This window comes from uncultured Thiocystis sp. (assembly GCF_903866365.1).
In the GTDB taxonomy this organism is placed as follows: domain Bacteria; phylum Pseudomonadota; class Gammaproteobacteria; order Chromatiales; family Chromatiaceae; genus Chromatium.
This window is the reverse complement of the sequence record NZ_CAIPNF010000352.1, coordinates 43,794-57,056: the sequence shown is the minus strand read 5'-3', so window position 1 is coordinate 57,056 and position 13,263 is coordinate 43,794. Positions and strand designations below refer to the sequence as shown.

Below are 13,263 nucleotides of genomic sequence, written 5' to 3'. Positions count from 1 at the left end.
AATGCCGGACAGGAACGCTACCGACCGAGGCCCATCATGCACCGTCGCAGACTCCCCATCGGCATCCAGACCTTCGCCAAGATCCGCGAGGACGATCATTATTATGTCGACAAGACCGGTTTTATCCGGCAACTCGTCGACCAGGGAAGCCATTATTTTCTGTCGCGTCCGCGCCGCTTCGGCAAGTCGCTGCTGCTCGATACCCTCGGCGAGCTTTTCGCCGGGAACGAGCCGCTATTCCGGGGGCTGGCGATCCATCCGGGCTGGGACTGGTCGACCCCCTGTCCGGTGATCCGTCTCAGCTTCGGCGGCGGGGTGCTGCACGATGCCGCGTCCCTGACGCGCAAAATCGGCGAACAACTGCGCATCAACCAGTCGGCGCTGGGCGTGACCTGCACCGAACCCGACGTCGCGGCCTGTTTCGGCGAACTGATCCGACTCGCCCATGCCGCCACTGGCCAGCGTACCGTCATCCTGGTCGACGAATACGACAAACCCATCCTCGACAACCTGACCGCGCCGGCGATTGCCCGCGAGCTGCGCGACGGACTGCGCAATCTCTACTCGGTCATCAAGGATCAGGACGCCTACGTCCGGTTCGTCTTCATCACCGGGGTGAGCAAATTCAGCAAGGTCAGCATCTTTTCCGGGCTGAACAACCTGCGCGACATTACCGTGTCCGCAGACTATTCCGCCGTGTGCGGCTATACCGAACAGGACGTCGAGACCGTCTTCGCGGCCGAACTTCCGGGACTGGAGCGGGACGAGATCCGCCGCTGGTACAACGGCTACAACTGGACCGGCGAGGCCGTCTATAACCCCTTCGATCTGCTGCTGCTGTTTCAGGAACGCGAATTCCGGTCCTTCTGGTTCGAGACCGGCACCCCGACCTTTCTGGTCGAGCTGCTCGTCGAACGCGGCTATTTCACCCCCAACCTGGCCGAGCTTCATGCCTCCGAGGCGCTGCTCTCGACCTTCGACGTGGAGCATCTGGCGACCGAGGCGCTGCTGTGGCAGACCGGCTATCTCACCTTCCAGGGCGTGCGACGCCTCGGCGCCCGGCAGGAATATCGCCTTGGCTATCCCAACCTGGAAGTCGAAAGCGCCCTCAACGACGCCCTCCTCAAGGGTCTGCTGGCCGATCCGATGCAGGCCGAACGCGCCGTCAGCCGGGTCTACGACATCCTGGTGTCCGGCGACTTCGCCGCGCTGCGCGCCCATCTGGAATCGCTCTTCGCGACCATCCCCCATCAGTGGCACGATGGCCACCCGCTGGCCCGTTACGAGGGCTTTTATGCCAGCGTCTTCTACAGCCATCTCGCCGCACTGGGGCTGGATCTGACGCCCGAGGACGCCAGCCACCGCGGGCGGATCGACCTGACGCTGAAATTCAACGGCCAGGTCTGGCTATTCGAGTTCAAGGTCGTGGAACTGGCGCCCGAGGGTCGGGCGCTGCAACAGATCAAGGATCGGGGGTATGCGGACAAATACCGCGCCCTGGGCCAGCCGATCCATCTGATCGGGATCGAGTTCAGCCGCGAGCGGCGCACGGTGGTTGGGTTTGAGGTGGAGACCTGCTGACCTGAAAAGCGTTGTCGAGGGCCAGCAATTCTCAGAACGGGTAATCCGCGGACTCGGAGCGTGAAGCCATTCGTGGTTCGAGGGTCTCACCACGAACCGCTTCAGGATCACCACGAACGGCTTCAGGATCGCTTCAGGATCACCGCGAACGGCGCTAGAATCGCCACGAACGGTGTCAGGAGACGGCGAACGTCAAACCATACTGAGAATTGCCGTGGCGCAATCGCACCCTACCGGACGCCTCGGCGTACCATGGTACGATTCCAATCCCTCCCCGCACTCCGATTTGTTGTCTATTGCCCGCCATGAACGAAAATTTCTCTGAATTTCTACTCCCCGACGCACTCCTGCGCGGGCTCGCCAGCGAAGGCTACGAGACCCCCACGCCGGTGCAGTCCCAAGTCATTCCGCTCGCGATGGACGGCGTGGATCTGCTGGTCTCCGCCGCCACCGGCTCGGGCAAGACGGCCGCCTTCCTGCTGCCGATCATGCAGCGCTTTCTCGCGATTCCGGCGCACGCGGGCGGCACCCGGGCGCTAATTTTGCTGCCGACCCGCGAGCTGGCGCGTCAGATCTATATCCATTTCATGCGTCTGGGCAGTTTTACGCGGCTGACCGCCGGGGTGATCACCGGCGGCGAGTCCAAGGCCCATCAGATCGCCACCCTGCGCAAGAACCCGGAGATTCTGGTCGCCACGCCGGGTCGGATGCTGGAATTGCTGCAAAGCGGCCAGGCGGATCTGCGCGACCTGGAAATCCTGGTGCTCGACGAGGCGGACCGGATGCTGGACATGGGCTTCGCCGATGACGTGATGGCGATCCTCGGTCACTGTCGCCCGAACCGTCAGTCGCTGCTGTTTTCGGCGACCCTGCATCATCGCGGACTGAAAGACATCACCGACCGACTGCTGCGCGACCCCCAGGTGCTGGCGATCAATCCGGTGCGCGAGCAGCATCCCGATATCGCCCATCAACTCCTGTTGAGCGATGGCCTGGAACATAAACAGCGTCAAGTGCTCTGGCTGCTGCAACACGAGACCTTCGAGAAGGCGCTGGTGTTCACCAACACCCGCGACGGCGCGGTCGAACTCGGCAATTTTCTGATGGGTCAGCAGCAACGAGTGGCGGTGCTGCATGGCGAACTGGATCAGCGCGAGCGCAATCGCGTCATGAGCCTGCTGCACAGCGGGCGGGTGAGCACCCTGATCGCGACCGATCTGGCCGCGCGCGGGCTGGATGTGCCGGGCGTGCAGCGGGTGATCAATTTCGATCTGCCGCGCTCGGGGGACGATTATCTGCACCGCACCGGGCGCACCGGGCGCGCGGGCGAACAGGGCGTTGCCCTGTCGCTGGTCGGCAAGAGCGAATGGAATCGCATGGAAAGCATCGTGCGTTATCTCAACCTGACCGCCGAGACGCGCGCCATCGAGGGTCTGAAGGCCAAATTCCAGGGGCCGACCAAGCGCAAGGGACCGGGAAAACCGACGCCGGCCATGCGCAAGGCCAGGGCGGCCGCCGAGAAACCGGAAGCACCCAAGGTCAAGGATCGGCTGCGCGATCGCAAGAACATCGGCAAACGGCGCGTGCCGACCAGCGCCCAAGGCGTCGAAGCCGGTCATGCGCCGCTTGCCAAACGGCCGGACGATCCGACGAAGACGCGCGGTTAGGTGATTTCCTGTCCATTTACAGCGTTGATTCCGGTAGACGCTTTCCCGGAAATCGCCTTAATTTGCGTGCTTCACGCCTTCGCGGCTCAAACGGCTGGCTTCAGGCCGATGGCTTGTCGGCCACCGTCAGCACATAGTCGAGCCCGCGATAAACCGTGCGCGCGTCGAGCTTGAGCGCCAGCGCGATCGGCAGACGGGCGGACGGATGCAAACGCGCGACTGCTTCGGGGTGACGGCGCAGGTACTCATGCAATGGTGCATAAACCCGCTCGCGGATGGAATCCACCCGCGCGTTCTCGAATCCAGCGGCCTTAAGCTTCGCCACATATTCGGGGAGCGGATAGACATTGCCCGCCGGGATCGCGAATTTGCGCGCGACCTGCCGCCAGGACCAGCGCTGCGCCAATCGCGCCCACCAGCCGGATTCTGCCGGCATGGGGATGATGTCGGCCAGCACCAGACGCCCGCCGGGGCGCAGCACCCGCCGTGCCTCCTGGAAAAAGCGTTCGCGGGTCTCGAAATGGAAGGCGCATTCCAGCGCCACCACCTTATCGACCGAAGCATCTTCCAGCGGCATCGCGGTGGCCGACCCCAACCGCAGATCGATGCGATCCTCCAGACCGGCCTCGCGAACCCGTCGGCGCGCCACCTCCACCTGAGAGGCGGTGACATTCAAGCCGACGATGCCGTCCGGACGATAGACGTCAAGCCAGAACAGATCCTGATCGGCAAACCCGAACCCGACATCGAGCACGCGGTCGCCCGGTCCCATCCCAGCGCTGTCCGCCACCAGCGCCGCCAGCGCCTGACAGGCATCGTCGAGCGAGCGGTCGTCCGCCAAGGCGCCCTCGCTCCAGTACCCCAGATTGAGATAGAACGCGTTCTCGGTCGCCACGTCGGTCCCCAACAGGTCGTACACCTCGGTGACCTTCAGACGCTGGAAGGGATTGTAGAGCCAGTTGAAATAGCCGAGGCGGTCGCGCGCCGCGCCGGTCGTTGGAATGGATGGTGGCATTGAGTGCGGTCCGGGTCAGAGTTCGGCGAGCGATTCCACCGGCGGTTCGCAGTGCGTCCCGCGGCAGCGATAGAGCAGTGGCCGCGCGCCCGGTTTCATGGCGGCGAGCATTCCAGGTAGATCCGTCTCGTCCGACGGGATTGCAAGGACCAGCCAATTTGGATAACCGTTGACGCATCGGCGATCATCGCTTTTGCTCCAATTCGCGCAGCCAGTATGCGTAGCCCTGGGTGTCGGCACCACGCCCGAAGATGTTGCGATAGAGTGCGTCGATGAAGGCACCATAGCCCGCTACCTCTGAGTATTCCTCCTGGACCAGCGGTTGGACGAAGAAGCTCTGTGCCACTACATCTCGATGACCAAAAACCCCAAGGCAGCGATCACCCCCCATCTATGCGAAAATCGCCGCCCAGCCGACGATTCGAGGTTTTGCCGTCCATGCGCCAGGAGGTTCCGTCCACCCGTTTCTCTCCGCTTGCCCCGCCGCTGCCGGAACGTCCCGGCGAGCGTCTCCTCTGGGGCCGACTCTATGGCGCCAGCGCGGGGCTCGCCATCGCCAATGCCGCCCGCCAGCATGCGGGGCTGATTCTGGCCCTGACGGAGGATGTCCAGGCGGCGGCCCGTCTCCGGGCCGAACTTGGCTTTTTCCTCGCCGGTAGCGAGCTGCCCCTGCTCAGCTTTCCGGATTGGGAGACGCTCCCCTACGATGTTTTTTCTCCGCTGCCCGAACTGATCTCGGAGCGGTTACTCACCCTGCATCGTCTGCCGGATCTGACTCGGGGGGTCTTGGTGGTGCCGATCGGCACGCTGATGCAGCGCCTGCCGCCACGCGACTATGTGGACGGTCAATCCCTGGTGCTCCAGGTCGGCGACCAACTCGATCTGGACGCGACCCGCCGACGCCTGGAACGGACCGGCTACTCCTGCGTCTCCCAGGTGATCGGGCATGGCGAATACGCGGTGCGCGGCGCGCTGCTGGATGTCTTCCCCATGGGCAGCGAAGTGCCTCTGCGCATCGATCTACTCGACCGGGAGATCGAGAGCATCCGCGTTTTCGATCCGGAAACCCAGCGATCGAAGGATAAGCTCGCACACATCCGTCTGTTGCCAGCGCGCGAATTTCCGTTCAACGAGGAGGCCATCGCCGGCTTTCGGCAACGCTATCGGGCCAGCTTCGAGGGCGATCCGCAACGCAGTCTCATCTATCGCGAAGTCTCGGACGGCCATACCCCCGGCGGACTGGAATACTATCTGCCGCTCTTTTTCGACCAGACGGCAACCCTCTTCGACTATCTTCCCGATGGGATGCTGGTGCTGGAATCGGCGGGTTGCCGCGACACGGCCGCGACCTTTTTCGCGGGCATTGGACAGCGGCATGAGCAGCGGTGCCACGACATCGAGCGCCCGCTGCTGCCGCCCAACCGGCTCTATCTGCTGCCCGACGAGCTGGCGGGCGCGCTCAACCGACTGTCCGGCGTGCTCTATCAGTCGCCAGAGATTCCCGACCGGCGCAAGGGGTACGCCGCCGTCTGCAACTTCGCCACCGCCACCTTGCCCCCGCTCGCCATCCAGGCCCGCGCCACCCAACCGGCGCAGGCGCTCAGGGATTTTCTCGCCACGCCGGAGCGACGGGTGCTGTTCGTCGCCGAGAGCACCGGGCGCCGCGAGATGCTGGCCGAACATCTGCACGGTTTCGACATCCACGCCAGACAGGTCGCGGGCTGGCAGGCATTCCTCGACGGCGATCAAGGGATTGGATTGACGGTCGCTCCGCTGGAACAGGGGCTGCTGCTGGAACAGGCCGGCCTTGCCCTCGTCACCGAGACCCAGCTCTATGGCGAGCGGGTGCGTCAGGAACGCCGCCGCCGTGCCAGCGAGCGCGACAGCGACGCCATCGTGCGCAACCTCACCGAGTTGACCGAGGGCGCGCCGGTGGTCCACGAGCAACATGGCGTCGGTCGCTACCTGGGCCTGCAAACGCTGGAGGTCGGCGGCCTGACCACCGAGTTCCTGACGCTGGAATATGCTCACGGCGACAAGCTCTATGTCCCGGTCAGCTCGCTGCACCTGATCTCGCGCTATACCGGTGCCTCGCCCGAGCACGCCCCGCTGCATCGGCTCGGTGGCGATCACTGGGACCGGATTAAGCGCAAGGCCGCCCAAAAGGCCCATGACGTGGCCGCCGAATTGCTCGACATCTATGCCCGGCGCGCCGCTCGCCAGGGCGTGGCCTTCCCGGATGGGGGCGACGAGTACGCCACCTTCGCCGCCGCCTTCGCGTTCGAGGAGACGCCGGACCAACTGCGCGCCATCGAGGCGGTCATCGCCGACATGGCCGATCCCAAGCCGATGGACCGGGTGGTCTGCGGCGATGTCGGTTTCGGTAAGACCGAGGTCGCCATGCGCGCCGCCTTCATGGCGGTCAATGGCGGGCGTCAGGTGGTGGTGCTGGTGCCCACCACCCTGCTCGCCCAGCAGCATTTCGAGAACTTTTCGGATCGCTTCGCCGACTGGCCGGTCAAGGTCGAAAGCCTGTCGCGCTTTCGCACCGCCAAGGAGCAGAAAAAGATCCTGGAAGGACTGGCCGACGGCACGCTCGACATCGTGGTCGGCACCCACAAGCTGTTGCAGCCGACCATCCAGTTTAAGAATCTTGGACTGGCGATCATCGACGAGGAACACCGCTTCGGGGTGCGTCATAAGGAGCAGATGAAGAATCTGCGCAGCGAGGTGGACATCCTCACGCTCACCGCCACCCCGATTCCGCGCACCCTCAACATGGCCATGTCCGGGCTGCGCGATCTCTCGATCATCGCCACCCCGCCGGTCGAGCGGCACCCGATCAAGACCTTCGTCAGCCCCTGGAACGACGGTCTGATTCAGGAGGCGGTGCTGCGCGAGCTGAAACGCGGCGGGCAGATCTATTTCCTGCACAACGAGGTCGAGACCATCGAGAATCAGGCGCAGAAGCTGGAGGCGCTGATCCCCGAGGCGCGCATCCAGGTCGCCCACGGCCAGTTGCGCGAACGCGATCTGGAGCGGGTCATGCGCGACTTCTACCATCAGCGCTTCAACCTGCTGGTCTGCACCACCATCATCGAAAGCGGCATCGACGTGCCGAGCGCCAACACCATCGTCATCAACCGCGCCGACAAGCTGGGGCTGGCGCAACTGCACCAGTTGCGCGGGCGGGTCGGGCGCTCGCATCACCGCGCCTACGCCTATCTCATCACCCCGCCCGCCAAGACGATGACCGCGGATGCCAAAAAGCGCCTGGAGGCAATCGAGTCGATGGAAGACCTGGGCGCGGGCTTTACGCTCGCGACCCATGATCTGGAGATTCGCGGCGCCGGCGAACTGCTGGGCGACGAGCAATCGGGTCAGATTACCGAGATCGGTTTCACGCTCTACATGGACCTGCTGGAACGTGCCGTCGCGGCGCTCAAGGCCGGGCGCACGCCCGAACTCGACCGTCCGCTCGACCACGGCGCCGAGATCGACCTGGGGCTACCCGCCCTACTGCCGAGCGACTATCTGCCCGATGTCCAGGCGCGTCTGGTGATGTATAAGCGGATCGCCAGCGCCCGCAATCGCGAGGAACTGCGCGAACTCCACGTCGAGATGATCGACCGCTTCGGCCTGTTGCCGGAGCCGGCCAAAAACCTGCTGGAGATCACCGAACTCAAGCTCCGGGTACAACCGCTCGGGATCCGCAAGATCGAGGCCGGACCGGCGAGCGGACGCATCCTCTTCGGCGACGCCCCCCAGATCGACCCCGCCAATCTGATCCGGCTGATTCAGACCCGACCCAAGGAATTCAGGCTCGACGGCGGCGACAAGCTCAAGTTCTTTCGGGAGATGCCGGACGCGGCGCAACGGCTGCGGCAGGTGAATGCGGTGCTAGAGCAGTTGACCGGGCAGCGCTGAGTTCGGGCAAGCCATCGCGAAAACCTGACCGGCGATATATTCATGACGGATATCGCTCTGCTGTTCTCCCTCCAGATAGTCCGTGACGGAAAGCGGCAGGGCAGCTTCGGCTGTGGGCATGATGGGAATCCACTTTGTCCACGTTTCACGGTATTGGTCGGCAGGAACGGTGCCGTGCTTACCCCCGCACCTCGCCATCGCCGAGCACGACGAACTTCACCGAGGTCAGCCCCTCCAGCCCAACCGGACCGCGGGCATGGAATTTGTCGGTACTGATCCCGATCTCGGCGCCCAATCCATACTCGAAACCGTCGGCGAAGCGGGTTGAAGCATTGACCATGACCGAACTGGAATCCACCTCGCGCAAAAACCGGCGGGCGCGACTGTAGTCCTCGGTGACGATAGCGTCCGTATGCGCGGACCCGTGGCGGGCGATGTGATCCATGGCGGCATCGAGTCCGTCAACGATCCGGATCGCGAGTACGGGCGCCAGATATTCGGTATCCCAGTCGGTCTCGGTGGCCGGCAGCGCCTCGGGCAGAATCTCGCGGGTGCGCGGACAGCCGCGCAGTTCGACCCCCTTCTCCCGGTAGGCGGCCGCCAGACCGGGCAGGATGTTGGCCGCCACGGACGCGTCCACCAGTAGCGTTTCCATCGTGTTACAGGTGCCGTAGCGCTGGGTTTTGGCGTTCATGGCGATCCTGAATGCCTTGTCCGGATCGGCGTGTTCGTCGATATAGACATGACAGATCCCATCGAGATGCTTGATAACCGGCACCCTCGCCTCGCGGCTGATGCGTTCGATGAGCCCCTTGCCCCCGCGCGGGATGATGACATCGATCGACTCGGGCATGGCGATCATCGCCCCCACCGCCGCGCGATCAGTCGTCGCGACGACCTGAACTCCCTCTTCGGGCAAGCAGCTTGATGCCAATCCCTGCTGGATACACCGCGCAATCGCCTGATTGGAGGCGAACGCCTCAGAACCGCCGCGAAGCACCGTGGCATTGCCCGATTTCAGACAGAGCGCAGCGGCATCGGCGGTCACATTGGGCCGCGATTCGTAGATGATTCCCACCACGCCCAGGGGCACCCGCATCCGGCCGACCTGAATCCCCGAGGGACGATAGTTCAGATCGGTGATCGCGCCGATGGGATCGGGCAGCGCGGCAACCTGCCGCACCCCTTCGATCATGGCGTCGATGCGCCCCGGCGTGAGTTCGAGCCGGTCCAGCAGCGCGGCGTCCAGGCCCTTGGCCGCGCCGGCCTCCAGATCGTTACGATTCGCGACCGCGAACGCGGCGCGTTCCTGATCCAGCCGCTCGGCGATGGCCAGAAGCGCAGCGTTCTTCTGGCCTGTGCTGGCGCGCGCCAAGGCACGGGAGGCAGCTCGGGCGCGTTGCCCAAGATCCGCCATATACGCGGGAATGTCGGTGATTTTTACGTCTGTCATCTCGAAAACCTGTTGAACGAAAGCAAGAGGTCCAGGCGCTCGCGGATCGGAGCAATGATTGGGGCGAGCTTACGGCGCATGAGACTGCCCAGCGTGGTGGAATCGGACAGAATCGGTCGGATCAGACCATACCCCACGCCGGAAAAAAATCGCATCGCCGCGATCTCGGGGGCCAGGGCCGGTATGCGCCGCAGAATCCCGGCGACCCGCTTGTCCGGGTCGTCCGCATCGACGAATCGCGCGGCGTCCAGGAGCAAGTCGTCGAGCGCCAGATCGGGATCGCCCGCCGGGCGCAGCGGGGCGAAATACTCGCGCAGACAGGCGAAGGCGGCGAGCACGACATCCTGGCTGGGAGGCTTGGCAAGCACGGCCGCGACCGCCTTGATGAACGATTGACCCTGCCACGAGTATGCCCGTTGGAGCAAAACCGCGGCGACATTGTCCTGACCCGCCAGGTCATGCACGGCCTCCGCCAGCACGCGCGCGGGCGCCGGTTCCGGCAAACCGTCCGGCAATGCCTGGAGAAAACCGACCAGATAGGCATGCTTACGGGCGGACTTACGCCAGAGATCGTCCCGCTGCGCCTCGTCGAGCAGGCCCGGCTGCAACACCAACCGGACAGATTCCATGATCGCCTCGCTCTCGGTCTCGAAGGGCAGGTACTCGATCAGATAAGCGGCGAGTACCTGCCCCATCAGACTACTCGCGATCACTGGATTGGCGAGCATGCGGCGGGCATTGCCGGCATCCTCCATCGCCCACCAGGCGCGTCGCGCCAGCTCCTCGGTGAGTCCGGGCGCGCAAACGGCGGCGACCACCGCCTCGGGCTCGCCGAGCAGCAGCAGCTGTTCCAGGCTGTCGTCGCGCATCTGGCCCATCCGGGTCCAGCGACGCAGATAGATGGGATAGCCGCCGGGCGACCCCAGAACATGTCCGGAGATCAACTCCCTGACGCGGCGCAAATACGGATCAGGGCGGGTATTGGGATTGAGTCGGATGGTCGCTTCGCCCCGAGGGCCAAGCCCCTGGACGATCATCCGGTTCTCGTCGATACGGATCGCCTGAGGTCGGTTGGCCAGCAGGACATTGAGCCGGAGGCTGTCCTCGGGACTGAGGTCCATCGGATCAGAACCTGCTGAAAGATGACCTTGCACAGGGGAAGACGAGCATTGCTAATCCTCGATCGGCGGTTTGTAATTCGGGTCTTTTGGATTAAGAAAGATGAAATGGAACTGCCCCGGTTCGATCTCGACAAAATCCATGATCGCCTGATCCAGCAGCGGAACCTGTTCAGGCGACATGATGACATCGACACCCTCGCAGGTCATCCGAATGTCATCCTCGGTGAGTTCGTCGAATCCCATGCGATAGTCGATACCGCCATCCGGCTGCTGGGCGGCGGCCAGGCGCAGAGACATGCCCTCGGTGCCGCCCTGATTCGCCGCCTTCAGAACCTGTTCGGCGGCTGCTGCTGTGAGTTTAAACATCTCAGACCTTTACTTGTTGGCTATCCGCTTTGGAACTGACACAAGTTTAAACCTTATGATGTCGGTTTTGGACAGTGCAGCTTAGTCGGCATGTCCTCGGTCAACGATCATGGTCATGTCGACTGTCCCGGTTGACGCTAGGCAACAAGCCAGCGAACCGGCAGTTAGGCATTGGCGAAAAAGCCTTCATGAAACGCAACCATGCCTTGCGGGACTGTTTCGTGAAACGGCAAGACCAGGAAAAATTCTTGTGGAATGCCCTCATACCTTAATTCGGGGGCATGGTTGAAACCGACGCGCCGATAAAAATTCGGATCGCCGACAAGCGCGCAGCCTTCGCCGCCCAACTCTTTCAGCATGGAGATTCCTTCGTTGACAAGCGATTGCCCAATCCCCTGCTTCTGGTATTCCGGCAAGACGGACACGGGACCGAGACCGTACCACCCCGTTGAACCATCGGAAATTTCGACCGGCGAAAAGGCGATATGTCCGACAACTCGCCCATCAATTTCAGCCACGAGAGAGATCGTCAGAACCCCCGCAGCCCGTAACGCATTGATGATAAATTGTTCCGTGTGATTGCTGATTGGAAGCGTTTTGAAGGCGGCGATTGTCACTTGGCCGATCGCCTCAATGTCATCGACCGTTTCTCTTCTGATGATCATCTCGAACCCCGTTCGCTGTCTTATTTGGTCACGAAAAGATGAAGCGGCCCCGCTGGCACGATCATGCAGAACGAGCACCGCACCGTCTGGGGGCCGCGCTTTAATTGCTTATTATGCGATTGTTAATCGTCACTGCCGCGCCTGTTGGCCAGCATCTCATTTTTAAATGCTACGATGCGAGACCTGACTCCGATCCTCTTTAATTCAGATGCTACGATGCGAGACCTGACCCCGATCCCTCGCGAATGTTGGTTGCCAAAAGGCAGAAACCCAGCTTTTTAATAGAGGCTAATATTCCCATTGACAGAAATTTTGAGAAGAATCTGTGAGTTTTACTATCGCAGTTGGATTGCCTTCTAGAGCTTGCCTAACTAATTTAGCACAATCGGATGATGGCTTCTTCAAATAGAAGTTAACAGCGTTGTCCGCGCACACTTCACACAAACCAATATCTAACAATCTATTAATTACATCAAATCGACGAAGATCATCTTCTGAATTCTTTTCTCTTATCGGATCAAGGTAGTAAGTGACGTCATTGATGCCGTCAGATAAAACGTTCCCGATCCTACAGTTTATCAGGCGTAGCGCCTCACTCTTCTTGCCCTTCCTATATAAATGAGTTAGATAGCATAAGCTGTGAGAGCAAAACCACGAATCGTTAGTCCCTTTGTCAACTTTATAAGTTGTTACGGGCTCTAGGTAACTTCCTGCGCTCACCGTATACGCGGTGCCGTTTAATGTAGTTGCCACATCTATAACCGCGATAGCTTTACATAACGAAGCTGCCTCGACACTGCCAGCAATTACGATCGTCAGTGAAAGCAGTATTAGCCTTATGTAGCATCGTCCCACTTGCTTCTGACATACAGATGTTATTGCATGGGACGCTGACTTTACAGCCATCGATCTCTCCCTTTTAGACGATTTTAGACACCTTAGACAGACAAGGAACTGGCCTTCCTGATGCCTAACGCCTGCCCAATCCGGCCCGGCCTGCTACTGACTCAGCGGGCGAGCACGGCGCCGATGCCGGGCTCGGGTTTAGACAATGGTTAGGGCTTTTCACAACAGGCCATGTTGGGCGCAATACTGGTGTCCATCTTTTGTTAGTGAATACTGAGCGAACAAATCTCCGACGTTCTTTTTGTCGGTCATCTTTGCTACGCGAGGGTCTTCAATATGAAAGTAGATTTTCGTTCTCCGAGCGAAGAACCGCTATCTGCGCTTTAAGAGAGACATTCTCCTTTTCCATCGCTTCAAGCTCGGCTTTGTAGCGAGCTGTACTCGGAATCTCTTTCAGAAGGTCGGCGATTAGCCCCATGCTTGATGTCTCCTGTTTGCCCTAACAGTGAATCCGTACTTATGGTACTAGACAGATTCCATGTTTGCGACTAGACAGAATCCGTTTAATCTCCAAGGTGAACTAGCCGAGGAATGGTTAGACCGGAAAGATGCGTCAGCATCG

Annotated in this window: 10 protein-coding genes and 1 pseudogene; 3 read left to right on the top strand and 8 right to left on the bottom strand. The window is 61.5% G+C overall.

Annotated features, from left to right (window positions below; translation table 11 throughout):
* Nucleotides 1–36 precede the first annotated feature (36 nt).
* Nucleotides 37–1,581 (top strand): ATP-binding protein, encoded by a 1,545-nt coding sequence (locus tag QZY07_RS19880; RefSeq protein WP_295406380.1) that lies wholly within the window; start codon nt 37–39, stop codon nt 1,579–1,581.
* Between the two features lie 305 nt (nt 1,582–1,886).
* Complete coding sequence (locus QZY07_RS19875; protein ID WP_295406378.1) at nt 1,887–3,248, top strand: DEAD/DEAH box helicase; 1,362 nt, start codon at nt 1,887–1,889, stop codon at nt 3,246–3,248.
* Nucleotides 3,249–3,348: 100 nt separating this feature from the next.
* On the opposite strand, the gene QZY07_RS19870 is transcribed toward QZY07_RS19875, so the two are convergent.
* Both QZY07_RS19870 and QZY07_RS19865 read right to left on the bottom strand, forming a co-directional pair.
* Nucleotides 3,349–4,263 carry a methyltransferase domain-containing protein gene (locus QZY07_RS19870; RefSeq protein ID WP_295406376.1) on the bottom strand — a complete coding sequence of 305 codons (915 nt, stop codon included), beginning with the start codon at nt 4,261–4,263 and terminating at the stop codon, nt 3,349–3,351.
* 184 nt (nt 4,264–4,447) lie between these two features.
* Entirely contained in the window at nt 4,448–4,609 is a 162-nt protein-coding gene (locus tag QZY07_RS19865) for a DUF4214 domain-containing protein (protein ID WP_295406374.1), read from the bottom strand.
* Between the two features lie 92 nt (nt 4,610–4,701).
* On the opposite strand from QZY07_RS19865, the gene mfd reads away from it, so the two are divergent.
* Entirely contained in the window at nt 4,702–8,190 is a 3,489-nt protein-coding gene (gene mfd, locus QZY07_RS19860) for a transcription-repair coupling factor (protein WP_295406372.1), read from the top strand.
* Between the two features lie 9 nt (nt 8,191–8,199).
* Here the strand turns inward: mfd and QZY07_RS19855 are convergent.
* The 6 genes and pseudogenes from QZY07_RS19855 to QZY07_RS19830 form a co-directional block, all read right to left on the bottom strand.
* Nucleotides 8,200–8,310, bottom strand: a pseudogene (locus QZY07_RS19855) (Uma2 family endonuclease); the annotation flags it as partial.
* 58 nt (nt 8,311–8,368) lie between these two features.
* On the bottom strand, nt 8,369–9,643 hold the full coding sequence (locus tag QZY07_RS19850) for a glutamate-5-semialdehyde dehydrogenase (protein WP_295406370.1): 1,275 nt from the start codon (nt 9,641–9,643) through the stop codon (nt 8,369–8,371).
* Nucleotides 9,640–10,764, bottom strand: coding sequence for a sulfur reduction protein DsrS (locus tag QZY07_RS19845; protein WP_295406369.1), 1,125 nt, complete (start codon nt 10,762–10,764; stop codon nt 9,640–9,642). Before QZY07_RS19845 ends, QZY07_RS19850 begins: the two co-directional genes overlap by 4 nt.
* A gap of 51 nt (nt 10,765–10,815) precedes the next feature.
* Nucleotides 10,816–11,130, bottom strand: coding sequence for an iron-sulfur cluster biosynthesis family protein (locus QZY07_RS19840; protein WP_295406367.1), 315 nt, complete (start codon nt 11,128–11,130; stop codon nt 10,816–10,818).
* 164 nt (nt 11,131–11,294) lie between these two features.
* Nucleotides 11,295–11,795, bottom strand: coding sequence for an N-acetyltransferase (locus QZY07_RS19835; protein ID WP_295406365.1), 501 nt, complete (start codon nt 11,793–11,795; stop codon nt 11,295–11,297).
* A gap of 1,177 nt (nt 11,796–12,972) precedes the next feature.
* The gene (locus QZY07_RS19830; protein WP_295406363.1) at nt 12,973–13,119 is read right to left on the bottom strand and encodes a hypothetical protein; all 147 of its coding nucleotides are present in this window, start codon (nt 13,117–13,119) and stop codon (nt 12,973–12,975) included.
* Between the last annotated feature and the right edge of the window lie 144 nt (nt 13,120–13,263).